The sequence below is a fragment of the Anseongella ginsenosidimutans genome, from assembly GCF_008033235.1.
GTDB lineage: Bacteria > Bacteroidota > Bacteroidia > Sphingobacteriales > Sphingobacteriaceae > Anseongella > Anseongella ginsenosidimutans.
The window spans coordinates 1,778,258-1,802,936 of sequence record NZ_CP042432.1; the positions used below are offsets into that span (position 1 = coordinate 1,778,258).

Below are 24,679 nucleotides of genomic sequence, written 5' to 3' on the forward strand. Positions count from 1 at the left end.
AATGACCACTGAAAACAACCCTTTTTCCCGCCGCCGGTTCCTGGCAGGAACGGGCCTGCTGCTGGCGGGTACCGTGCTAAAAGCTAAAGGCGCCGGCATACTTGAAAATGCTTCCCTTGCCGGAGGCCGGGAACGTATTATCGACATCCACCAGCACACGGATTACACGGGCAGGCCCAATGAGCAATTGATCAGCCACCAGCGGACCATGGGCATTAGCACGACTATCCTTTTGCCCGCCGGCAGCCCCGTCGTTTCTGCTTCCACCCATCAGGGTGTGTCCAACGGCCTGCAGGCCGGCTGTACGGGGAACGAAGTCTGCTACCGCATAGCGCAGGAATACCCGGATGAGTTTGTGTTCGGCTCCAACGAAGTGCCGGACCTGCCGGGCGCTGTGAAGGAGATTGAAAAATACCTGAAGCTTGGCGCGAAAGTGATCGGGGAACTGAAGTTCGGGGTTGACTGCGATTCGCCCGAAATGCAGCGGATCTATGAACTGGCGGGAAAGTACGAAGTTCCCGTACTCATGCACTGGCAGCACAAGATGTACAGCTATCACCTGGAACGCTTCCATAAAATGCTGGAAAAGTACCCCGAAGTGAATTTTATCGGGCATGCGCAAACATGGTGGGCGAATGTTGATAAGAATCACGAAGATCAAAGTGTTCTGTACCCCGAGACAAAAGTAGCTGCGGGCGGCATCACAGACCGCCTGCTCAGCGATTATCCGAATATGTACGGCGACCTTTCGGCGGGTTCCGGCCTGAATTCCCTTTTACGGGATGAGGCGCATGCCAGGGAATTCCTGGAGCGGCATCAGGATAAGCTTCTCTACGGAAGCGACTGCAATGACTCAGCCGGGCAGGGAGAAAGATGTATAGGAGCAAAAGGTATCGATACGATCAGGAGGCTGTCCTCCCGGCGGCGGGTTGAGCGCAAAATTTTATATAAGAATGCAAAAAAACTATTCCGCATATAAGCACCCGTTTCGCATGAACCAATACCTGGCGCCAGCCATTGCCTTACTGGCCATATCCGGTGTTTCCTGCGCGGAAAACCGGTACCCCGACGCGCTTGAACCTGAGGAGGCGCTCCGCAGCTTCCAGCTGGACAGCGCGTTTACCATTGAATTATTTGCTTCCGAGCCCATGATCATGGATCCTGTGGAAATGGTCTTTGACCGGCGCGGCAGGGCGTACGTGGTGGAAATGGAAGATTATCCTTTCAAACCGGAACCCGGGAAGGCAAAAGGCCGGATCCGCCTGCTGGAAGATACCGACGGGGACGGGAAGGCCGATAAGGCCACGCTTTTTGCGGACAGCCTGTCGGAAGCCACCAGCGTGCTTCCCTGGAAGGATGGGCTCATCGTGACTACGGCCCCTTATATTCTTCATTTAAAAGACACGACCGGCGACAACCGCGCCGATACGCGCGAGGTGCTTTTTTCCGGTTTCTTTCAGAATAATTCCGAAGCCCAGATCACCAATCTTCACTTTAACGTGGATAACTGGATCTATGCTTCCAATCACGGGCAGCCGGGTGAGGTGCAGTTTGCAAGAAAGCCGGACGCGCCTGCAGTTTCTGTTCAGGGCGCCGACTTCCGTTTTCGCCTTGACCGGGAGGCATTTGAGCCGGAAACCGGCGCTGCCCAGTTCGGGCAAGCGATCAATGACTGGGGGCATCGTTTCATGACGCAGAATACTATTCATATTCAACAGGCGGTAATTCCCTGGCGGTATCTCCACCGGCATGCCTACCTGCCCTCTGACAGGGCTTCCACCGATATTTCGGATCACGGGCTTCGCATGTTCCAGCAAACGCCGGCTCCTTACTGGCGGGCGGAACGTACCCGCCGCCGCCAGAAAGAATATAAGGAACGCGGGCTGGATCGCCAGGAATACGCCGAAGATCATTTTACAGGCGCTTCGGGCGGAACTATCTACTCGGGCAATATCTTTCCCGACGCTTTTTACGGGAATATTTTTACCGGGGATGTAGCCGGAAACCTGGTACACCGGGATGTATTGACACCGCTTGAGGATAGCCCGGTGTACCAGGCAAGCCGAAGCGGGAAGGAAGGGGAAAGGGAGTTCCTAAGCTCCGCCGATCCCTGGTTTCGCCCCGTTAACTTCACGGTAGGCCCCGAAGGTGCGCTTTACATTATAGATATGTACCGGCAGCATATTGAAACGCCTCTTTCCATCCCGGAAGACCTGAAGAAGGATATGGATTTTATGAACGGCAGCGACCGCGGCCGCATTTACCGTATTGTTCCCAAAAGCGGGCCCGGACAGGAACAGCAGGCCTGGGGAGCGGAATGGCCTCCCCGCCCGGAAGGCCCGGGAACGGACGCGCTGGTAAAACTCCTGGCGCATCCCAACCGCTGGTGGAGATTGCAGGCACAGCAACTGCTGCTGGAGCTACAGGACAGATCAGCGGTTCCGGCGCTGCAGCAATTGTTCCATGAGCATACGGACCCCCGGGCGCGCCTGCATGCTTTGTACACACTGGAAGGGCTGTCGGCATTGGACGCGGAGATCGTAAAGGCGGCCCTGGCCGATTCCCATCCGGGGTTGCGCGAGCATGGGCTGATCCTTGCGGAGCGCTTTCCCGAATGCCTGCCCGGAATAAAGGAAAGGACGGCAGATCCTTCGCCAAGGGTTGCGCTGCAGGCTTGCCTGAGCCTTGGAGAATTCCCTGCGGCTGAAGCGGCGCCGGCTTTAAGCGCCGCGGCAGCCCGGTACAGTGAAGACCGCTGGTTCAGAATGGCCATACTGAGTTCGGATGCCGGTTCCTCATCCGCCTTGCTTGGCCTTCTGGACAGGGACAAGGTGTTCTTTGCCGAAGCAAAGCCGGGCAAGATCCGCTTCCTGGAAGATCTTTCTTTTATCATGGCCGCGCGTGGCGGAGAGGGAGAAATAGGGCGTCTCCTGGACGTATTATCCGGCCTTAATGCGGTAGAAGAATGGCAACTAGCCGGCTTAAGGGGCCTTGAAAAAGGCTTGAAAAAAATCAACACGCAGCAGCGTCGGTTGCCGGGGCGCAGAAACAGTTAACGGCCATGAAGGAAAATGCAAAGCCGGAGTCCGCCGAAATACTTGACCGCATCCTTAGCATGCCGGTAATGGCCGGACAGGAAACTAAATGAAGATTTACCATGAAGAATGTTCCGTCAAGAAGAATATTTATCCGTTCGATGCTGGGAGGCGGAACGCTGCTTGCAGGAGGAACCTTCCTGGCAGGTGGAGCGCTGCTTTCGGCCGGATGCGGGCGCGGGGGCAGTTCAGGAACCCCTGAAAAAGGGGGAATAAATCCTGAAGAAGGGGTGAATCCCGGAGAAAAGGCGCAGGAAGAAACAGCAGCAGCCGATCCCTGCGAGGATTTCTCACAGCTGAGCAGCGAAGAACTGAAAGCGCGTGAAAAGCTGGGATATGAAGAAGAGTCGCCTATTCCTGACAGGCAATGCGCTAACTGTAATCTCTGGCTTCCTCCTAAAGACGGGGAAAAGTGCGGCGGATGTACCTTGTTCAAAGGGCCGGTATATGCCGCCGCCTATTGTACTTACTGGGCGCCGCAGGTGTAAGCGCTAACAACAACTAATTAAAACCCATGAACAAACCCCTGATCGCAGCCTCTTATTATTCCGGCTTTGAGCTGGCTCACGATACCTATAACGCTATTTCCGCGGCAAGCGACGGAAAGATTTATTATGTACTCTCTTCAGAATCCCCGGAAGAAGGGGGAAAGGTGTACGTGTATGACCCGCGCCTTGACGAAACCCGGTTGCTGGCTGATTTGACGGCTGTTTGCGGGGAAAAGGGCGCGAATGCCATCCCGCAGGGAAAAAGCCATGTCGATTTTTACGAAAGTAATGGCAAATTATACTTTAGCACCCATATCGGGTTCTACGAGATGATCGGGGGCATGGAACGGCTGCCAAAGAATCCCCCGGGAGGGATGGGTTTGTACCCGGGCGGGCATTTCCTTTCTTATGATCTTGGCAGTGGGGAATTCCGCGACCTTGGGCTTGTTCCCCACGGCGAAGGTATCCTGACAATGATCATGGATGCGGCCCGTGGATACCTGTACGCGATCACCTGGCCAAGAGGATACTTTATCAGCTACTGCATCGAAACGGGTGAACTCCTGGATCACGGCCTGGTCTCCTCCAACGGGGAGGCGGGTATGCCGGGAAAAGATTACCGCGTACTCTGCCGCTCCATGTTCATTGACCCGGAAGACGGAGCCGTGTATCTTTCTACTTCCGAAGGAGAGATCCTGTGCTATACTCCCCGTTCCGGGACGCTGAAGAAGATGGAGGAGCTGAATTTGCGGCTGGATTATTTTGGAAGATATGAACCGGATAACCCGGGCAGCATGGGATACAACTGGCGGAAGATCCTCTGGTATGGTCCGGATAAAGCCGCTTACGGAGTACATGGCAATTCCGGCTACCTGTTCCGTTTCGACCCTCGTGAACATGCCATAGAAATAGTGGAGCGGATCACCTCGGAGCCTTCGAAAAAAAGCGGCATGTTCGATCAGTTCAGTTACGGTTACCTTGGCCTTCAGCTGGGCCCCGACGAACAAACCCTATATTACCTTACCGGAGGACCGGTATATATCAATGGTAAGCGGGTAAATGGCGCCCCCCGGATAGCAAAGGGAGCAGCCCGGGGCCTGGAGAACTTGCATCTGGTCACTTATAACCTGCCTGAGAGGAGATATACCGATCACGGCCCGGTTTTTTACCCCGGCGGGGGAAGGCCCACTTACGTGAATTCCATTGCCCTGGGGCCGGACGGTTATGTTTATACTCTTGCCCGGTTTGAACACGAGGGAAAGATCATCCAGGACCTGATAAAGTTTCCGGACCCGCTGGCAAGGGCTAAGCGTTAAGTTAAGACAATGGAAAAGCCTCCCGGCATCATACGCATACTCCGCTCGCTCGGCCCCGGCATTATCACCGCGGCCCTGGTCTTCGGACCCGGCAGCCTTACGCTGGCTTCCCGCCTGGGATCGGACTATGCGTATCGTTTACTGTGGGTAATTGCGGCGGCCGTGCTGTTTATGATCATTTTTACAGCGATGAATGCAAGGATAGGCGTAGCTGCGCAGCAATCCCTATTAATGGTGATCCGGGAAAAATGGGGGAGGGCCGTTTCAATAGTGAGCGGTATAGGTATTTTCCTGGTGACTGCCTCTTTCCAGGCGGGAAATTCCGTAGGAGTAGGGATGGCCTTTTCCGAATTGTTTGATTCTTCCCCGGCGCCCTGGATGATTATTTTTACGCTTGTGGGAATAGGGCTTCTTTTTTCCAGGGCTTTTTACAGAATATTGGAAAAGATCATGATGGCGCTTACCGGCCTGATGATCGTCGCGTTCCTGCTTACCATGCTGTGGGTCCGGCCCAGTTTGCCCGGTATCCTCTCCGGTTTTGTTCCGGTTATTCCCGATGGGTCTGTAGCCCTTATTATTGCTACGGTCGCATCCAATTTCTCCATTGTCGGTGCTTTTTACCAGTCTTATCTGGTCCGGCAAAGGGGCTGGAAGGACCGGGATGTAAAGAAGGCATTAAATGACAGCCTGGCTGGCATCGTTATCCTGGGCCTGATAGGTTCCATGATACTTATCACGGCTGCTGCTGTGCTGCACGGCGGCCAGACGGAGGTAAGTACGGCTACGGATATGGCACGGGCGCTGCAGCCGCTCCTGGGGAAAAGCGCGGAAACTCTGTTCATGTGCGGCCTGTTCGGGGCCTCTTTTTCTTCCCTGATAGGGAATGCAACGATAGGAGGCGCGCTGCTTGGTGATGCGCTGGGCTTCGGCAGTAACCTGCATTCCCCTAAAGTGCGCTTGCTGATTGCCCTGGTGATGATCCTGGGCAGCGTGGTGGCGGTCACGTTCGGAGGGCTTCCCCTGGAACTGATTGTTTTCGCGCAAAGCCTGACCATATTTATCGTTCCCTTTATCGGCGCTGCCATTTATGCCGTGGCAAATGATGCTGCCGTGATGGGAAAGCTAAAGAATAGTGTTTTCAGCAATATCCTGGGCGGAATAGGCTTGCTGATATTATTTGCACTGGCCTTTGCCAATGCAAGAAGCCTGTTCTGAACAGATGGAGATCAATTCATTCATGAATACTGACAGAAAGATGAAGCTGGAAGAAGTAAACGAAAAAGTAGCAGCGGCGCTTGAGCCTTCCCGTTCGCTGATTGCCGGGCTGGAGGCCCTGGACGGAGACATCCTTATCCTGGGAGCCGGAGGGAAAATAGGGCCCAGTATTGCCCGGCTGGCAAAGCAGGCCTTGCTGCGGGCGGGCAGCAGTAAAAGGGTAATCGCCGTATCAAGGTTCAGCGAGCCGGGCCTGAAGGAACAATTACAGCAGGAAGGTATTGAAACCCGGGCGGCAGACCTGCTGGACGAGCGTCAGCTGCAGGCCCTTCCGGAAGCGGAAAATATCCTTTACCTGGCTGGAAATAAATTCGGGACCACGGGGCAGGAAGCTTTTACCTGGGCCATGAACACCTACCTGCCGGGCAGAATAGCAGAAAAATACCGCAGCTCCCGGATCGTTGTTTATTCAACAGGAAATGTGTATCCATTTATGCCGTCAGGTTCCGGGGGAGCCGCTGAAGATCAGGCGCCGGAGCCCGTGGGTGAGTACGGGCAATCCTGCCTGGGCAGGGAACGGATCTTTCAATATTTTTCCTCACGTTATAATACGCCTTTGCTGATCTACCGCCTGAATTATGCCATTGACCTCCGGTATGGCGTATTAACTGAAATTGCAAGGGCGATCATGGAACAGCGGCCGGTAGACCTCGGCACGGGCCATGTCAACGTGATCTGGCAGGGAGATGCCAATGAGATGGCGCTTCGGGCGCTGGGGCATTGTTCGGTCCCGCCCCGCATCCTGAATATTACAGGGCCTGAAACCATACCGGTACGCTGGCTTGCGACGGAACTTGGGAAACTGCTGGGCCGGCAGCCGGAATTCGTTAACACGGAACAGCCTACCGCTCTTTTAAGCAATGCCGGCGCTGCCCATCGCCTTTTCGGCTACCCAAAGGTTACATTAACCGAAATGGTCGAATGGACGGCGGCGTGGGTCCGTGAAGGAGGGGAGCTGCTGAATAAACCTACTCATTTTCAGGAAAGGAAGGGGAGATTTTAATATGCGTACACCTGTATTGAACCCCGGGATAAAAGAGCTGCTCCGGGAGGGAACAGTAATACCGGCACATCCGCTTGCACTGAATGCGGACCGGCTGCTGGATGAGTCACGGCAACGCGCGCTTACCCGCTATTACCTGGATGCGGGGGCAGGGGGAGTCGCAGTAGGCGTACATACTACCCAGTTCGGGATAAGGAAACCTGTCCATTCCCTGTTGGAGCCTGTACTCCGGATGGCTGCGGAAGAGATAGACGGAACCCGGCCGGGCCGTCCTTTTATAAAGGTGGCCGGCATCTGCGGGCCGCCCGTCCAGGCATTGCAGGAAGCAGCCCTGGCGGTAAAATGTGGCTATGACCTGGGGCTCCTTAGTCTTGGCGGGCTCAATAATTACACCGAACCGGAGCTTATCCGGCATGCCCGGGCCGTATCCGGGATCATTCCTGTCTTTGGCTTTTACCTGCAGCCGGCCGTTGGAGGCCGCCCGCTCAGTTACGACTTCTGGAAGGCTTTTGCGGAAATACCCGGAGTACACGCTATTAAGGTGGCAGCCTTCAATCGTTACCAGACCCTGGATGTAGTAAGGGCCGTCTGCTGTTCTTCCAGGAACGCGGATATTTCCCTGTACACAGGAAATGATGATAATATCGTGGCTGACCTGCTTACTCCGTTCCGGTTTTCTGTTGACGGAAAAGTCGTGGAAAAGCGCTTTGCGGGCGGGTTGCTGGGGCATTGGGCGGTATGGACCCGCCGGGCTGCGGAACTGTTGACGGCGGTCCGGGAATGCAGGGATAATCACTATGAAGGTTCATTTGACCTGCTTCGGAAAGGCGCGGAAATAACCGATATGAATGCCGCCGTTTTTGATGCTCCAAATGCTTTCAGGGGATGCATTCCCGGTATTCACGAGGTGCTGCGCAGGCAGGGCTTGCTGGAAGGCCGGTGGTGCCTTGACCCGGAAGAAGAATTATCGGCCGGCCAGATGGAAGAAATTGAACGGGTGATGGCCTGGTACCCTCATCTTACAGAATAGTGGAAAGCTTTTTAACTATATATTAGCAATATGAAAAGAACGAGCGAATCACGGCGAAAGTTTATCCGTACAACAACCATAGCCGGCCTGGGGCTGAGCATCACCGGGCCGGCGACGTCGCTGTACGGATCCGCCCGGGCAAGCCGGGAGGGAAAGCGCGTAGGCATCATTGGCCTGGATACTTCCCATAGCACCGCCTTCACGAAAGCCTTTAACGATCCTGCCGCAAAGGCCGAACTCGGCGGGTACCGGGTAGCGGCGGCTTATCCGCAGGGGAGCCGCGATATCGAATCAAGCGTGAGTCGCATACCTGCTTATACCGAAGAGGTAAAGAAGCTGGGAGTGGAAATAACCGGCTCCATCGAAGAACTCCTGGACAAGGTAGATGTGGTGATGCTGGAAACCAATGACGGCCGCCTGCACCTTGAACAAGCGCTCCCTGTTTTTAAAGCGGGGAAGACCCTTTTTATAGATAAACCTGTAGCGGCATCGCTCTCGGACGCCCTTCGCATTTTTGAAGCCGCAGACGAATACAAGGTGCCGGTATTTTCCGCTTCCTCCCTGCGATACATGGGGAACGTACAGGAAGTACGGGAAGGAAAGATCGGGAAAGTGCTGGGTGCGGATACCTACAGCCCTGCGACGATCGAAAAAACACATCCGGACTTGTTCTGGTACGGCGTGCATGGGGTAGAGGCGCTTTTCACAGTGATGGGAACCGGTTGTAAAAGCGTTTCCCGCGTTCATACCGAAGGAACGGATATCGTGACAGGGATCTGGGAAGACGGGCGCGTAGGTACCTTCCGTGGAACCCGGACCGGCAAGCATGCATATGGCGGTACGGCTTACGGCGAAAAAGGCAATGCGGTGTTGGGTCCGTATAACGGTTACCTGCCCCTGCTGGTGGAGATTGTCCGCTTCTTTGAAACCGGCGAGCCGCCTGTGGAGGCCGCGGAAACGCTTGAAATATTTGCTTTTATGGAAGCTGCGGATGAAAGTAAGCGGAAAGACGGGGAAACGGTCATGCTGGAAAGCGTGATAAAAAAGGCGAAACGAAAATAAAGAGCAAGGAATAAGTATATGAAAACAAGTAAAGATACCCGGAGGGAATTCATCAAAAGTTCAATGGCAGGGGCAACACTGCTTGGCTTAGGAGGCATTTTGCCAGGTTTCAGTGCAAAAAGCTATGGAGCTATTTTGGGTGCGAATGAACGTATCAAAGTAGGAATAATGGGCGTCAACAGCCGCGGAAATGCGCTGGCCGAGAATTTTGCCCTCCAGAAGAACTGCGAAGTGTTATACATTTCCGACGTCGATTCCCGGGCGGCGGATAAATGCAGCGCCAACGTTGCCGGCATTCAGAAAAAGCAGCCAAAACTGGCCCCTGACTTCAGGAAGGCCCTTGAAGATAAGGACCTGGAAGCGCTGGTGGTGGCCGCTCCCGATCACTGGCATGCCCCGGCGGCTATTCTTGCCTGCCAGGCCGGTAAACATGTGTACCTTGAAAAGCCTTGCAGCCATAACCCTCATGAAGGGGAAATGGTCGTGAAGGCTGCGGAAAAGCACAAACGCGTCATTCAAATGGGAAATCAGCGCCGTTCCTGGCCGAATGTAGCGGCGGCTATCCGTGAAATACACGGGGGCATCATTGGCCGGCCGTATTTTGCTAAAGGATGGTACGCGAATAACCGGCCTTCCATTGGTACGGGGAAACAGGCGCCTGTTCCTGCCTGGCTGAACTATGAACTTTGGCAGGGGCCCGCTCCGCGGCGGCCCTACCAGGATAACCTGATCCATTACAACTGGCACTGGTTCTGGCATTGGGGAACCGGTGAGGCGCTCAACAATGGTACCCACATGGTAGATCTCATGCGCTGGGCGCTGGATGTCACTTATCCTGTGCGGGTAAACTCCGCAGGCGGCAGGTACCGTTACCAGGATGACTGGGAAACTCCTGATACGCAGGTGATCAGCTGGGAATTTGACAATAATACCAGCATGATGTGGGAGGGCCGCAGTTGTAATGGCCGCACGGTGGAAGATAGCAGCGTGGGTGTGGCTGTATACGGGGAAACAGGTACCGTCGTCATCGGAGGCGGCAATGCATACAAGGTGTACGACCTGAAAAACAACCTGGTAAAGGAAGTGAAAAACGATGTCAAGGTGGATGCGCAGAATTTATCCAGCCCTTCGCAGCTGCTGGACGCCTTCCACATACAAAACTTTTTTGACGGCATCCGGAATGGCGCTCCTCAAAAATCGGATATCCTGGGCGGGCATCAAAGCACCTTGCTGGTACAGCTGGGGAATATTGCCCAGCGGGCCGGAAGCAGCCTGGATATCGATCCTTCTAATGGCCATATCAAAAATAACAAGGAAGCCTTGAAATTCTGGGAGCGCGAATACGAATCCGGCTGGGAGCCGGCCGTTTAGTAGTCCAACCGGGATAAAAACCTTTAACCAATAAAGATGAAACAAATTGAAGCAGTTGACGCAGGTTCATTAAACAAAAGGGATACGCTTATTTCCATTCTGATCATCGGTTCGCTGTTCTTCCTGTTTGGTTTTTTAAGCTGGATCAACGCGATCCTGATCCCTTATTTCAAGATAGCGTTTGAGCTGAGTAATTTTGATTCCTACCTGGTAGCGCTTGCGTTTTATATTTCCTATTTTTTTATGTCGGTGCCTTCATCGTACCTGCTGAAGAAAATGGGCTTTAAGAAGGGGATGATGCTGGGATTCATCGCGATGGCCATTGGCGCTTATATGTTCGTGCCGGCAGCGATGAGCAGGACCTATGGCATTTTCCTGTTCGGCTTATTCCTGATTGGCATTGGCCTGGCCATCCTGCAGACGGCGGCTAACCCTTATATTACCATCCTGGAACCCCGGGAGCGGGCGGCGCAGCGTATCAGCATCATGGGTATCTGCAATAAGGGAGCGGGTATCCTGGCTCCTTTGCTGTTTGCCGCCGTGATCCTCCGGCCCACCGACGACGAAATGATCCGGCAGCTCTCCTCTATGACGGATATGCAGCGTGACGCCGCCCTGAACGAGCTGATCAGAAGGGTGATCATACCTTATTCCGTGGTGGGTACAGTTCTGCTGGGCTGGGGGCTGCTGGTCCGCTATTCTCCGCTGCCGGAGATCGATACGGAAAGAGAAAGCCCGGAAGTAGCCAGCGCGAACTTGGGCAAGAAAACTATTTTCCAGTTCCCGCACCTGATATTGGGAGCGCTGGCGATCTTCCTGCATGTGGGCACGCAGGTGATTGCGGTGGACACGATCATCCCTTATGCGGGCTCTATGGGAGTATCCCTGCTGGAGGCGAAAGTATTTCCTTCCTATACCTTGTTTATCACCATATGCGGCTACCTTACCGGTATTGTGCTTATTCCAAAGTACATCAGCCAGGCGAATGCGCTCCGTGTATGTACCGTGCTGGGGATGGTCTTTTCCCTGCTGATAATTTTTGCCAGGGGGCCGGTTTCGCTGCTTGGCCATTCCGTAGACATTTCTATCTGGTTTGTTGTTTTACTCGGCCTGCCTAATTCCCTGGTATGGGCGGGTATCTGGCCCCTGGCCATGAACGGCCTTGGCCGCTTCACCAAACTTGGCGCTTCCATCCTCATCATGATGCTTTGCGGGAATGCGCTCATGCCCTTATTGTATGGTTATTTCGCCGATATGTATAATGTTCGCAGCGCCTACTGGGTACTCTTCCCCTGTTACCTCTACCTCATTTACTACGCTTTCCACGGCTACCGGGTCAGCAGCTGGAGTCTCATGCCGGGTCAAAAATCAGATTATGCAAGTACGGTCAAAAATAGTTAACGCGCGGATAATCACTCCGCACCGGATCATTCCGGAAGGCTCTTTACTGATAGAAGACGGCAGGATCGCGGAAGTGAGGGAAGGGCATATGCCGGGAAAAAATGCAATTGAAATAGATGCCGGAGGAAATTATGTGGCGCCGGGTTTTATTGACATACACGTTCACGGAGGCGGGGGGCATGATTTTATGGATGGAAACGAAGATGCTTTCCTGAAAATAGCCGAAACGCATGCCCGCTTTGGTACTACTTCAATGGTGCCCACTACGCTCACCAGCGAAAAGGAAGAATTGCTGCATACCTTATCCCTTTATGAAAGGGCCAAAGCGAAGAATGTGTCCGGCGCGGAATTCCTGGGTATGCACCTGGAAGGGCCTTATTTTGCCATGAGCCAGCGGGGAGCCCAGGACCCGCGGTATATCCGTGAGCCGGATCCCGCGGAATACGAAGAAGTGATTGCCAGTTCCCCCATATTGTCCGCTGGAGCGCGGCTCCTGAACTAAAAGGCGCCATTCCCTTTGGAAGATACCTCCGCTCAAAGGGGATCCTTGCGGCCATTGCGCATACAGACGCGATCTATGAAGAAGTGCTTGAAGCAGTTGAGAACGGGTATTCGCTGGCTACGCATTTTTATTCCTGCATGTCCGGCGTTACCAGGCGAAATGCTTTCCGGTATGCCGGCGTGATCGAAAGCGCTTACCTGATTGATGAAATGGATGTGGAACTCATCGCGGACGGGATCCACCTGCCTGCGCCGCTGCTGAAACTTGTTTACAAGATCAAGGGGCCGAACAGGATCGCGCTAATAACTGATGCCATGCGGGCCGCGGGAATGCCGCCTGGCGAGAGTATCCTGGGTTCGCTTCATGACGGAACCAGGGTGATCGTGGAAGACGGAGTGGCCAAGCTGCCCGACCGCAGCGCTTTCGCCGGCAGCGTAGCAACCGCCGACCGGCTGGTCCGTAACATGGTCCAGCTGGGGGAAATACCCCTGGCCAGCGCCGTACGGATGATCACGGCTACACCAGCCGGCATTATGGGGGTAGCCGCCAGGAAAGGTTCGCTGGTAAGGGGAAAGGATGCGGATATTGTCATTTTTGACGAAAATATTAACGTGCTGCGAACGATGGTCAGGGGCAAGACGGTTTATGAAAAGGAAAACAATGGAAACAAGTAAAGTTGACAGGCTTCAGGTACAAATTTACCATGACCGGAAACAGCTCGGTGCAGCGGCGGCCGGCGCCGTGGCCGGCAAAATACGCGGGCTTCTTGATCAGCAGGAACAGGTAAACCTGGTTTTTGCAGCGGCGCCTTCCCAGGAAGAATTCCTGGCGGATCTTTCAGTAAAAGACATTCCCTGGAATCGTATGAATGCCTTCCATATGGATGAATACCAGGGCCTGGACGGGGACGCTCCCCAGGGCTTCGGCAATTTCCTGAAGAAAAGGCTGTTTGATAAGGCTCCTTTTAATTCGGTACATTATATCAATGGCAACGCGGCCGATGCAGCTGCGGAATGCAGCAGGTACGCTGCCTTGCTGGAAAGATATCCGGCGGACATTGTATGCATGGGCATCGGTGAAAACTGCCACATTGCCTTTAATGACCCTCATGTAGCTGATTTCAACGACAGTAAATTGGTGAAAATCGTTGACCTGGACCGGGAGTGCCGGATGCAGCAGGTACACGACGGTTGTTTCCCGCGCCTGGAAGAAGTGCCGGCTTATGCCCTCACACTCACGGTACCCGCCCTGATGCGGGGGCGTTTCGTTTTCTGCATCGTGCCGGGGAAGAACAAGGCGCGGGCCGTACACCATACAAAACATCAGCCGGTTAGCGAGAAGTATCCCTCTACCGTGTTAAGAACGCACCCCCAGGCGATCCTTTTTATCGATGAAGCGAGCGGCGGTTTGCTAAAATAGTACCAGTATTAGCCGCCATTTGCATAAATTTAATCAGGAAATTGCGCAATATTTGTGAAATAGATGCCTTTTTGGCAATTTACCTGAAATTTAAACATCATGCATAATGAAGCAGGCGGCCAGATAATCGGGTACAGCCTATCCAAAAAGGGTGACCGGACTTTCCGGGCATACGATCCTGTGAGGCAGGAACAGATCTCCGAAGTTTTTACAGACGCCACTACTGAGGAAGTGAATGCGGCCGCCGCCCTGGCTGCGGCAGCATTCAAAAAATATGGAAACCTTCCCGGGCGGGAAAGAGCCGGATTCCTGCATGCCATTGCAGCTGGCCTTGAAGCCCTGGGCGATGAGCTGACGCAGGCCGCCGCCAGGGAAACCGGACTTCCGGCCGGGCGGCTTAACGGCGAACGAAGCCGTACGGTAAACCAGCTTCGCCTCTTTGCCCGCCTGCTGGAAGAAGGTTCCTGGGTAAATGCACGGATTGATACCGCGGATGCGGCAAAGCAATTGCCGGACCTTCGCCAGATGCAGGTGCCACTAGGCGTAACCAGTATTTTCGGGGCGAGTAATTTTCCGCTGGCCTTTTCGGTAGCCGGTGGGGATACAGCTTCCGCGCTGGCGGCGGGCTGCCCGGTACTCTTCAAAGCGCATCCTGCGCACCCCCGTACTTCTTTTCTCGTAGGGAACGCCATAAAGGAAGCAGCCCTGGTTTGTAATATGCCGGAAGGGGTTTTTTCCCTGCTGCAGGGAAGTTCGCATGAAGTGGGAATGGCCCTGGTGAACCATCCGCTGGTATCGGCTATTGGTTTTACCGGTTCTTTCAGGGGAGGAAAAGCATTATTTGACGCGGCCTGCCGGCGGGAAAAACCTATTCCCGTATTTGCGGAAATGGGCAGTGTTAACCCGGTATTTTTGCTTCCCGGCGCGCTAAAGGAGAAGGGTGAAGCCCTGGCCGGCGGGCTCCTGGGCTCCGTGACGCTGGGAACGGGACAGTTTTGCACCAATCCCGGGCTTTTTGTTACCATGGACGCACCCGAGGCGGAAGCCTTCGCACTTGTTCTGAAGGAGAAGCTGAAAGACGCGGAAAGCGGCCCCATGCTTACGCGGGGAATACATTCAAGTTATACCGCCGGGATCAGGCGGCTGACGGAAGAATTCAATTTAAAGAATATAAGCGGTGGCGGGCCGGAAAAGGAAGGGATGGCTTGCGCTCAGTTCCTGGAGACGGATGTGGAAACCGTATTGAAGTTCCCGGCCGTCGCCGAAGAGGTCTTCGGGCCGGGCTCCGTTCATGTAAGAGCAAAGACTTTTGAAGAGCTATTGAAGCTGGCCGAAAACCTTGAAGGGCAGTTGACGGTTACTATTCATGGTACGGAAGAAGACCTGGAGAATTACGGGGAATTGGTAGCTGTGCTGAGAGAAAAAGCCGGAAGGCTGATCTTCAACGGTTTTCCCACCGGGGTGGCGGTGAGTCCGGCGATGGTCCATGGAGGGCCCTATCCCGCTACTACCTTCCCCTCGGGAACTTCGGTAGGGACAATGGCCATTTATCGCTTTACGCGCCCGGTTTGTTACCAGGACTTCCCCCAGGCCAGCCTGCCGGAGGAATTGGCCGATGAAAATCCGCTGGGCATCTGGCGCTTAGTGAATGGAGAGTTTACGAAAAATCTTTAAAATTGATGCGAAACGTATTGAGAGTGCATGCCAGTGATAATGTGCTGGTGGCCTTGAGCGACCTGGAAGCCGGTGCGATGGTCGGGACGGGGGAGGATAGCGTAGAATTGAGGGGAGCCGTTCCTGCCAAGCATAAAATCGCGCTCTCAGCTATCCCACGGGGGGAATTGTTGTATATGTACGGGATTTGTGTGGGTGTTGCCACGGAAGATATTCCCGCCGGAAGTTTGATCACCACAGGAAACGTCAGGCACGCCACCGGCAGCTATTCGGTAAACGGAGCCGGAAATATGGCATGGGAGCAGCCTGACGTCAGCAAGTGGAGGGGCCGCACCTTTATGGGGTATCACCGGGCGGACGGGAGAGTGGGGACGGCCAATTACTGGATCGTCCTTCCACTGGTGTTTTGCGAGAACCGGAACGTGGATGCGATCCGCGACGCCTTTAATGACTTATTTAATCCGGGAGGAGGGCTATATTACAAACGCTTCCTCCATGAACTATCCAGGCAGCATCAGCAGGGAAAAAGCATGGAGGAGCTGCTGCGGTATGAATTGCCGGAAGGAGGTTACGAATATCCCGAATCCTCGCTTTTTCCGAATATAGACGGCATTAAATTCCTGACGCATGCAATGGGCTGCGGCGGTACCCGGGACGATGCCCGCACGCTCTGCGGCCTTCTGGCCGGCTACATCACCCATCCGAACGTGGCGGGGGCTACCGTGCTGAGCTTAGGCTGCCAGAATGCCCAGATCGCGCTGCTGAAAAATGAAATCGCAGCGCGTTTCCCGGAATACGACCGTCCGCTGCATTTCCTGGAGCAACAGCAAATGGGCTCGGAAAAGAAGATGTTGTCTGAAGCCCTGAAGTTGACGTATACGGGCCTTATTAAAGCGAATGAACAGGTCCGGCAGCCAGCCCCCATCAGTAAGTTATGCCTGGGTATGGAGTGCGGCGGCTCTGACGGGTTCTCCGGTATCTCAGCCAATCCCGCCGTTGGAAAAGTGGCGGATAAGCTGGTGGCTTCAGGCGGTTCGGTGATCCTTTCCGAATTTCCCGAACTTTGCGGCGTGGAACAGGAGCTTTCCGATCGTTGTGTGAGCCGGGAACTGGCGGCAAGATTCCTGGAACTGATGCAAAATTATAACCAGCGCGCCAAAGCGGTAGGTTCTGGCTTTGACGCCAATCCATCCCCGGGAAATATTCGCGACGGCCTGGTTACCGACGCGATTAAATCAGCGGGAGCTGCCCGGAAGGGCGGATCTTCTCCGGTAGTGGACGTGCTGGATTACCCCGAGCTGGTGCGAAAACCCGGCCTCAACCTGTTATGTACACCCGGAAATGATGTGGAATCCACCACGGCCGAGGTAGCTGCAGGAGCCAATATCGTATTGTTCACCACCGGCCTGGGAACGCCTACCGGAAATCCCATTGCCCCTGTAATTAAGATATCAAGCAATACTTCCCTGTTCCGCCGCATGCGCGATATCATTGATATCGATTCAGGTTCGATCATCGAAGGGAAGGAAAGCCTGGATGAGGTTTCCGACCGTATGCTGGAATATGTGCTGGAAGTTGCCAGCGGCAATCGTAAAACTAAGGCTCAGCAATTATCACAGGATGATTTTATTCCCTGGAAACGGGGCGTTTCACTTTAAGCGCCGGTTGCCGGCCATCAGAGTCCGTTAAAATTTAAACATATGAGAGTATTCAAGACCGGTTCCGCTACTGTCTTTATCGAACATGAAGGCGAATTTTACCAGAAGGATATTCCTGCCTGGGATACTTTTATTAACCGAAAAGGGCTTTATTCCCTCCTTAAAGAGGAATTGAAGGATTTTGCTAAGGTGGCAGGCGAATTGCCGGAGGAGGCTGAGTTTGCCGCGCCGGTTGGCTCCCAGGAAATCTGGGCCGCGGGCGTAACCTATATGAGAAGCATGGAAGCGCGCATGGAGGAATCGAAAACCGCCGGGGGCGGCAGCTTTTATGACCGGGTTTATAATGCGGAACGCCCCGAGCTGTTTTTTAAAGCTACCGCCGCACGCACCGCAGGGCCGGGAGGAACCGTCAACATCCGGAAGGATTCCGCCTGGGATGTCCCCGAACCCGAACTGACACTCTTTATTTCCTCCGCCGGAACGATTGAGGGCTATACGGTAGGCAATGATATGAGTTCCCGCAGCATCGAGGGAGAAAATCCGCTTTACCTGCCTCAGGCCAAGGTATATGATGCTTGCGCGGGGCTGGGCCCCTGCATTTATGTGACCGAAAAGCCCCTGCCTCCCGAAACGGAGATCTCCCTGGAGATCCGGCGCGGCGGCCAACCGGTATTCACAGGCCGTACTTCCCTGAGCCGGATTAAACGCTCTTTCCCTGAACTGAAAGATTTTCTTTTCCGGGAATGTTCTTTTCCTAACGGCTGCTTCCTGATGACCGGCACCGGAATCATTCCACCGGACGATTTTACCCTTGCGCTGCATGACGAGATCCGCATCAGCATTCCCCCGATAGGCGTACTCGTGAATTATGTCGGGAAGAACCTTTAACAACCCTTTTTGAAAACCAGGTTCCTACGCGCATGTATTTGTATCTTTGCCGAATGAAAAAGAAATCGCTGATCGTCGCCTCCATTACCAGCCTTGGATATTTTATCATCGCTTTTTTCGTGTACTACAGGGGCGAAAAAGATTTCCTAGTCGAAGTGCTTATCCAAACACTGCTGTTTTTCATATCCGGCGGCCTGTTTTACTACTTCCTTAACAAAAAATTTTTAAGCTAAAAATTTTCTTAGTTTATAGTTCTTGGTTTTTGTTTATAGTTTTTAGCTTATGGTCTTTGGTTTATAGTTTTTAGTTTATGGTTTCTGGTTTATAATTTATAGTTTTTGGTTTATAGCTTTTATCTGCTGGTTTATAGGTTTTTGGCTTATAGTTTTTAGTTCTTAGCTTGTAGTTTGTAGTTTTTAGTTTGTAGTTTAAACGTCGAACCTTAAACCTTGAACTTGGAACCTCGAACCTTGAACCTTGAACTTTAAACTTGAACCTGGAACTTTAAACATCGAGCCTTAAACCTTGAACCTGGAACCTCGAACCTTGAACTTTAAACTTGAACCTTGAACTTTAAACTTGAACCTGGAACCTCGAACCTTGAACTTTAAACTTTAAACTTGAACCTTGAACTTTAAACGTCGAACCTTAAACCTTGAACTTTAAACGGCGACCCTAAACTGCAAACTAAAAACTTTGAACTTTAAACCTTGAACTTTAAACTACAAACTGTATATTATAAAAGATTACATTCATTTCTTCCGCCCAGGATTCGCTTTAACGAACGCTTCCCAACCCGAATACTGTTTCTGCGGAGCGCCGGTCGGGTTTCTCTGGAAGGCGTGGCATACAGCCACCGCAAGCCCGTCGGTAGCATCCAGGAATTCCGGGCTTTCGGAGAAGCTAAGCAATTGCTTGAGCATGCCGGCCACCTGTTCCTTCCCCGCATTGCCGTTCCCCGTTATGGATTGCTTTATTTTTTTTGGCGAATATTCAAATATGGGAATCCCGCGGTAAAGCCCGGCCGCCATTGCCACGCCCTGCGCTCTGCCGAGTTTTAGCATTACCTGAACATTCTTGCCATAAAACGGCGCCTCGAGGGCCAGGCTATCCGGCTTGTATTGATTAATTAGTGACAAGGTACGTTCAAAAATATTTTTCAGTTTCAGCGGATGATTATCAAAAGCCCCCAGCTGAACCACGCCCAAACTTATCAGCGAAAGCTTCTGCCCGCAACGGTTCACCAATCCATAACCCATCACAGACGTACCCGGATCAATTCCCAAAATAATCTCGTCTTTTTCCATCATTCACCCCAAAAGTAACGAAAAATCCCCCGATTAAATTTTGTAAAATTGCGCCACAAACAACCGCATGCGAATACGAAAGAGAACCATAGCCGTCTTGCTGAAGCTCATCATCCTGGCGCTTACCTGCTGGTTTATCTATAACAAGCTTTCCGAACCGCAATCGCTGGAAAAGATACGGGCATTTTTTAAGCAGCCCTTTTCTCCCCGCACGATCTGGCTACTTTCCTTCGCAGGTGGCCTGATGCTGGTTAACTGGGGAGTGGAGGTGTTCAAGTGGAAGTACCTGGTCCGGAAAATTGAGAAGGTTTCACTCTGGAAATCTACCGAATCGCTGCTGGCGGGGCTAACGCTTGCTATTTTTACTCCTAACAGGGTGGGAGAATACGGGGGGCGTATCCTGTACCTGGAACGTGGTAACCGGGTAAAGGGCGCTTTTGCCATGTGGGTGGGCGCTTTCGGCCAGATGCTTGTGACGAATGTGGTTGGGGCGGTGGCTTTTTACTTTTTTGCACTTCGCTTTATTGACCTTAACCAGGCCCTGCAGATTGCCCTGGGGCTTGGCATTCTTATTTTCTGCCTGCTGTTTGTGCTTTTCTATTTTAATGTGCGCTGGCTGTATATGATCCTGTTGTCCTTTCGTTTCCTGAAAAAATTCCGGCGTTATTTCAAGGTATTGCTGATGTACCGGAAGAAGGAACTCATGGTAAGCCTGCTATATAGCCTGTTGCGCTACGCGATCTTTACTACGCAGCATTTTTTGCTGATCCATTTATTCCTCCCTTCCATTGATTACGTTACTTCCATGATGCTGATCAGCGTGATCCTGATGGTGCAGTCCATTATTCCCACGATGGCTATGCTTGATGATCTGGGGGTACGGGGCGCTACATCGGCTTATTTTTTCGGCTTCGTGGTCTCCCCGGCGGACGCTTCCTTTGTGCTGGCTTCCGCCTTTGGGGTGTGGATCGTAAATATTATCTTGCCGGCCATTGCCGGGCTGTTTTTTGTGTTCAAGGCAAATTTCTTCGGGGGAAATGGCGGAAACAATCATTGAATTTATTTCTATACTGCTGACGGTAGCCTACCTGGTGATCGTGATCAGCTTTATCCGGGGATGGAACCGCCTTGAAAGGCCGGCGCCGCCTAAAAAAGGATTTTCTACACGGGTAAGCGTGCTTATTGCTGCGCGTGATGAAGAAAAAGCAATCGGGCGGTGCCTGGAAGCCGTTATTGCACAGCATTATCCCCCGGAATTGCTGGAGGTCATCGTGATCGATGATCATTCTACCGACCGCACCGCGGAGATGGTTCGTTCCTTTCAGCAGCCGGGCCTGCAGCCGGAACTTCGGCTGATCACCATGAATGAACATAAACCCATTAATTCCTATAAAAAGAAGGCGATTGCGCAAGCCATCCAAGTGGCAAAGGGCGAGCTGATCGTCACGACGGATGCTGATTGCTGGATGGGGCCGCAATGGCTGGCTGCTATTGTTTCCGCCTACGAGGAGCATGGGTATAAACTTATTTCCTCGCCCGTAGCGTTTTCGGAAGAGAATTCGCTTTTCGAACGGCTGCAAAGCCTGGAATTCATGTACCTGATCGGGTTGGGTGCTTCCGCCATCGGGAACGCGTTTCCGAGTACGTGCAACGGGGCTAACCTGGCCTATACCCGGGAGGTGTTTTTTCAGGTGGAGGGTTTTAAAGGCATTGATGACCTGGCTTCGGGGGATGATGAACTGCTGCTGCACAAGGTGGCGGCGCTGTATTATAATAAAATTGGTTTTGTAAAGTCGCGGCAGGCCATTGTATATACGCATGCCAAAGCGAACCTGAGGGAATTCCTGGATCAGCGGAAACGCTGGGCTTCCAAGAGTATCAAATACCGGAACAAGCTCGTGGTGGCGCTGGGGCTCTCGGTATATTTTTTTAATGTGTTCATTCTTTTGAATGCCTGTTTAACTTTGTTTAATTTTAACTTTGCCGTCCCGCTGCTGGGCATGCTGGGCCTGAAGATCCTGGTGGAAATCGTATTTCTTTATTTCCTGGCCGGGTTTTTCCGCAGGCTGCCGCTGCTGGTGTGGATGCCTTTGCTGAACCTGCTGCACGTCGTGTACATGTCATACATCGGGCTGGCGGGGCAGCGAAGATCCTATCGCTGGAAGGGAAGGCAGGTGAAATAAGCATGAATAAACTCCTGGCATACTATAAAAAGGACGTCGTTGAAGCCGGCTGCGACGAGGCGGGACGCGGTTGCCTGGCTGGCCCGGTGGTTGCGGCGGCTGTTGTTTTGCCCGCTGATTTTGAGCATCCCCTGCTGAACGACTCCAAGCAATTACCAGAAGATACGCGCTATCTGCTGAGGGAATATATTCTTGAACATGCCCTTGCCTGGGCGGTGGGCTTTGCCGGCCATGAAGAAATTGATAGTATCAATATCCTGAACGCTTCTTTCCTGGCGATGCACCGGGCGGTGGAACAGCTTTCCTGCCAGGTGCAGCACCTGATCATTGACGGTAACCGATTTAAAAAATTCAGGGAAGTTCCCCATCAATGCATTGTAAAGGGCGATAGCCTTTATTACTCGATTGCCGCCGCCTCTGTACTCGCCAAAACTTATCGTGATGACCATATGCGGGAACTTCACTCAGAGTGCCCTTACTACCGCTGGGATAGTAATAAGGGGTATCCTACTTCTGCCCACAGGGACGCCATCCGGCAATTCGGCCTGTCTGCCTACCACCGGAGGTCCTTCCGGCTGCTGCCGGAGCAGCTGGAAATGGAGTTTTAGGGATCAGCAATGGAGACTCGGAACCGCGGAACGAAGCGCTGCGCTGCGGAATATTATTTTGTGATCAATTATTTTTACCTTTGACAACCAAATAATCAACGGTTAACCTGAACGAGTATGAATTTTACAGCCTTTCACCGCCTTCATGAGCAGCTAGGGGCCAAAATGGTGCCTTTTGCAGGGTTTTCCATGCCGGTGCAATACGAGGGAATCTCCGCCGAACATGAAGCGGTAAGAAAAGGAGTGGGCGTATTCGATGTTTCCCATATGGGTGAATTTATCTTAAAAGGGGAAGGTGCCCTTGATCTTGTGCAGTACGTGACTTCCAACGATGCTTCGGTCCTTGTTGACGGAAAAGTACAGTATTCCTGTTTGCCCCAGGAAAACGGCGGGATCGTGGATGACTTACTGGTTTACCGGATTGATGAAAAGACGTATATGCTGGTAGTAAATGCCGCAAACATCGGAAAAGATTGGGCCCACCTGTCTAAATATAATCGTTTTGATGTAGAAATGATCGATATTTCCAGCCGGACTTCCCTGCTGGCGGTGCAGGGGCCCCTGGCGGCTGAGGCCCTTCAGCCCCTGGCGGAAATAGACCTTCGTGCTATGGAGCATTATACGTTTAAAAAGGGAGTATTTGCCGGCATTAGCAATGTACTGGTCTCTGCAACAGGCTATACCGGTTCAGGAGGCTTCGAAATTTATTTTGAAAAAACGCATTCGGAAGAAATCTGGAAACGTATATTTGAAGCAGGCGCGCCCTACGGGATAAAACCTGCGGGGCTGGGCGCCCGGGATACGCTGAGACTGGAAATGGGCTTTTGCCTTTATGGCAATGATATTGATGATACAACCTCGCCCCTGGAAGCAGGGCTGGGCTGGATCACGCGTTTCACAAAAGACTTTGTAAATTCAGCTAACCTGCAGTTGCAGAAGGAGAAAGGAGTAAGCCGGAAGCTGGTGGGCTTTGAAATGCTCGAAAGGGGCATTCCCCGGCAGGGCTATGAAATAACGGACAAGGAGGGGGCGCTTATCGGGAAGGTTACTTCCGGAACACAGGCGCCTTCGCTGAGAAAAGGAATTGGAATGGGATATGTACAAAAGGCCTTCGCAAAGGAAGGAACGCTGTTGAATATTCTGATCCGGGGCCAGGCCGTGGGCGCCCGGGTGGTTAAACCGCCCTTTTATAAAGCCGGCCAGTAGCTTTTCCCAAATAATAAAATTAATAGAATCTTAACTAGTACTGAATATTGTGCGGAAATTAGAGGTTTGTTTTACGCCCGCGCTGCTGCCGCTCTACGACATCCGGGACAGCATTGTAGTGATCATTGACATCTTCCGGGCTTCTTCGTCTATTTGTTATGGAATAGATAACGGCGCAGAGGGGATCATACCGGTAGCAACGGTGGAGGAATGCCTGCAATATGGAGGAAGTGATTTTCTTCTTGCGGCTGAACGGGAAGGCAAGGTGGTGGAAGGGTTTGATTTCGGGAATTCTCCTTTTTCGTACACGATTGAAAAGGTGAAAGGGAAACAAATCGTGCTGACGACCACGAACGGAACACAGGCGCTTCATCAATCGCTCCAGGCGGACAAGATCGTGATCGGGTCCTTCCTGAACAAGACGGCTTTATGCGATTATCTCCAGGGTCAGCAGAAGAGCGTATTGCTGCTCTGCGCGGGCTGGAAAGGTATGTTTAACCTGGAGGATACACTTTTCGCGGGAGCCGTGGTTAACTGCCTGCGGGAAGATATACAGAACGTGGATGATGCCGGTATCGCCGCCGAAGAACTTTACCTGATGGCGAAGGATGATCTCCGGGATTTTCTCCGTAAATCGTCCCATAGCATCCGGCTGGAAAAACTGAACATCGAAGAAGATATTTGTTTTTGCCTTCAGACCGACATCTGTACATCCGTTCCCATTTTGGAAAATGGCCGGCTCCGGAAAATGACTCCCACGACGATTTCACGGGTTCGTCGCGGTTCTTAGTTTTCAGTTTTTAGTCTTAATTTTTTAGTTTCTGGTTTCTAGTTTTTAGTCTTTAGATTCTGGATTTTAGCTCAAGGTTCCAGGTTTATAGTTCAAGGTTTAAAGTTCCAGGTTTATAGTTCAAGGTTCAAAGTTCCAGGTTCAAAGTTCCAGGTTCAGGGGTTATAATTTATAGTTTATAGTCTTTGGTATATAGCTAAAGATTCTAAGTTCAAGGTTCAAGGTTTAAAGTTCACGGTTCCAAATTCTAGGTGCAAGTTCGAGGTTCCAGGTTTCTGGGTTTTAGTTGGAGGAGATGGTTTAGGGAGTACGACTGTCGCTATTGATGGGGCGATTGCTGTGCGCGGTTTACAAAGTTCCCGGATTGCGCAAACTAAAGACCTAAAACTACTCAGATCTCAAC

General features: G+C 52.5%; 21 protein-coding genes and 1 pseudogene. 21 read left to right on the top strand and 1 reads right to left on the bottom strand.

Annotated features, from left to right (window positions below):
- Position 1 precedes the first annotated feature (1 nt).
- The 16 genes and pseudogenes from FRZ59_RS07520 (at position 2) to FRZ59_RS07595 (ending at position 18,415) form a co-directional block, all read left to right on the top strand.
- Positions 2-979, top strand: coding sequence for an amidohydrolase family protein (locus FRZ59_RS07520; protein WP_132129312.1), 978 nt, complete (start codon positions 2-4; stop codon positions 977-979).
- Positions 954-3,056, top strand: a complete 2,103-nt coding sequence (locus tag FRZ59_RS07525; RefSeq protein ID WP_225975239.1) for a PVC-type heme-binding CxxCH protein — start codon at positions 954-956, stop codon at positions 3,054-3,056. Before FRZ59_RS07520 ends, FRZ59_RS07525 begins: the two co-directional genes overlap by 26 nt.
- A 101-nt stretch (positions 3,057-3,157) precedes the next feature.
- Positions 3,158-3,583, top strand: a complete 426-nt coding sequence (locus FRZ59_RS07530; RefSeq protein ID WP_207910286.1) for a high-potential iron-sulfur protein — start codon at positions 3,158-3,160, stop codon at positions 3,581-3,583.
- Between the two features lie 26 nt (positions 3,584-3,609).
- The gene (locus FRZ59_RS07535) at positions 3,610-4,899 is read left to right on the top strand and encodes a hypothetical protein (protein ID WP_132129313.1); all 1,290 of its coding nucleotides are present in this window, start codon (positions 3,610-3,612) and stop codon (positions 4,897-4,899) included.
- A 9-nt stretch (positions 4,900-4,908) separates the two neighbouring features.
- Positions 4,909-6,114, top strand: a complete 1,206-nt coding sequence (locus FRZ59_RS07540; RefSeq protein ID WP_132129314.1) for an Nramp family divalent metal transporter — start codon at positions 4,909-4,911, stop codon at positions 6,112-6,114.
- Positions 6,115-6,136: 22 nt separating this feature from the next.
- Positions 6,137-7,177 (top strand): NAD-dependent epimerase/dehydratase family protein, encoded by a 1,041-nt coding sequence (locus FRZ59_RS07545; RefSeq protein WP_132129315.1) that lies wholly within the window; start codon positions 6,137-6,139, stop codon positions 7,175-7,177.
- A gap of 1 nt (position 7,178) precedes the next feature.
- The gene (locus tag FRZ59_RS07550) at positions 7,179-8,207 is read left to right on the top strand and encodes a dihydrodipicolinate synthase family protein (RefSeq protein WP_132129316.1); all 1,029 of its coding nucleotides are present in this window, start codon (positions 7,179-7,181) and stop codon (positions 8,205-8,207) included.
- A gap of 30 nt (positions 8,208-8,237) precedes the next feature.
- Positions 8,238-9,269, top strand: a complete 1,032-nt coding sequence (locus FRZ59_RS07555; protein WP_132129317.1) for a Gfo/Idh/MocA family protein — start codon at positions 8,238-8,240, stop codon at positions 9,267-9,269.
- An 18-nt stretch (positions 9,270-9,287) separates the two neighbouring features.
- Positions 9,288-10,640: a Gfo/Idh/MocA family protein gene (locus FRZ59_RS07560; RefSeq protein WP_132129318.1), complete on the top strand. Its 1,353-nt coding sequence runs from the start codon at positions 9,288-9,290 to the stop codon at positions 10,638-10,640.
- A 36-nt stretch (positions 10,641-10,676) separates the two neighbouring features.
- Positions 10,677-12,041 carry a sugar MFS transporter gene (locus FRZ59_RS07565; RefSeq protein WP_132129319.1) on the top strand — a complete coding sequence of 455 codons (1,365 nt, stop codon included), beginning with the start codon at positions 10,677-10,679 and terminating at the stop codon, positions 12,039-12,041.
- Positions 12,016-13,217: pseudogene (gene nagA, locus FRZ59_RS07570) on the top strand (N-acetylglucosamine-6-phosphate deacetylase). Before FRZ59_RS07565 ends, nagA begins: the two are co-directional and overlap by 26 nt.
- A complete protein-coding gene (locus tag FRZ59_RS07575) occupies positions 13,204-13,962 on the top strand; it encodes a glucosamine-6-phosphate deaminase (RefSeq protein WP_132129321.1) in 759 nt (252 codons plus the stop codon). The pseudogene nagA and the gene FRZ59_RS07575 overlap by 14 nt, the downstream one beginning before the upstream one ends.
- 99 nt (positions 13,963-14,061) lie before the next feature.
- Positions 14,062-15,636 (top strand): aldehyde dehydrogenase (NADP(+)), encoded by a 1,575-nt coding sequence (locus FRZ59_RS07580; protein ID WP_132129322.1) that lies wholly within the window; start codon positions 14,062-14,064, stop codon positions 15,634-15,636.
- Positions 15,637-15,641: 5 nt separating this feature from the next.
- Positions 15,642-17,294, top strand: a complete 1,653-nt coding sequence (locus tag FRZ59_RS07585; protein ID WP_132129323.1) for a UxaA family hydrolase — start codon at positions 15,642-15,644, stop codon at positions 17,292-17,294.
- Between the two features lie 42 nt (positions 17,295-17,336).
- Positions 17,337-18,182, top strand: a complete 846-nt coding sequence (locus FRZ59_RS07590) for a fumarylacetoacetate hydrolase family protein (protein ID WP_132129324.1) — start codon at positions 17,337-17,339, stop codon at positions 18,180-18,182.
- Between the two features lie 53 nt (positions 18,183-18,235).
- A complete protein-coding gene (locus tag FRZ59_RS07595; protein WP_132129325.1) occupies positions 18,236-18,415 on the top strand; it encodes a hypothetical protein in 180 nt (59 codons plus the stop codon).
- A gap of 519 nt (positions 18,416-18,934) precedes the next feature.
- Here FRZ59_RS07595 and ruvC read toward each other — a convergent pair.
- Positions 18,935-19,492, bottom strand: a complete 558-nt coding sequence (gene ruvC / locus FRZ59_RS07605; protein WP_192901601.1) for a crossover junction endodeoxyribonuclease RuvC — start codon at positions 19,490-19,492, stop codon at positions 18,935-18,937.
- 64 nt (positions 19,493-19,556) lie between these two features.
- Here ruvC and FRZ59_RS07610 point away from each other — a divergent pair, with 64 nt between their 5' ends.
- The 5 genes from FRZ59_RS07610 to FRZ59_RS07630 all read left to right on the top strand — a co-directional run bounded on the left by FRZ59_RS07610 (position 19,557) and on the right by FRZ59_RS07630 (position 24,276).
- Positions 19,557-20,546: a lysylphosphatidylglycerol synthase transmembrane domain-containing protein gene (locus tag FRZ59_RS07610; RefSeq protein ID WP_132129326.1), complete on the top strand. Its 990-nt coding sequence runs from the start codon at positions 19,557-19,559 to the stop codon at positions 20,544-20,546.
- Positions 20,527-21,672, top strand: coding sequence for a glycosyltransferase family 2 protein (locus tag FRZ59_RS07615; protein WP_132129327.1), 1,146 nt, complete (start codon positions 20,527-20,529; stop codon positions 21,670-21,672). The genes FRZ59_RS07610 and FRZ59_RS07615 overlap by 20 nt, the downstream gene beginning before the upstream one ends.
- A gap of 2 nt (positions 21,673-21,674) precedes the next feature.
- Positions 21,675-22,280 (top strand): ribonuclease HII, encoded by a 606-nt coding sequence (rnhB, locus tag FRZ59_RS07620; protein ID WP_132129328.1) that lies wholly within the window; start codon positions 21,675-21,677, stop codon positions 22,278-22,280.
- A gap of 117 nt (positions 22,281-22,397) precedes the next feature.
- Positions 22,398-23,486 carry a glycine cleavage system aminomethyltransferase GcvT gene (gene gcvT / locus FRZ59_RS07625; RefSeq protein WP_132129329.1) on the top strand — a complete coding sequence of 363 codons (1,089 nt, stop codon included), beginning with the start codon at positions 22,398-22,400 and terminating at the stop codon, positions 23,484-23,486.
- Between the two features lie 46 nt (positions 23,487-23,532).
- Positions 23,533-24,276, top strand: a complete 744-nt coding sequence (locus FRZ59_RS07630; protein WP_132129330.1) for a 2-phosphosulfolactate phosphatase — start codon at positions 23,533-23,535, stop codon at positions 24,274-24,276.
- The last annotated feature ends 403 nt before the right edge of the window (positions 24,277-24,679 follow it).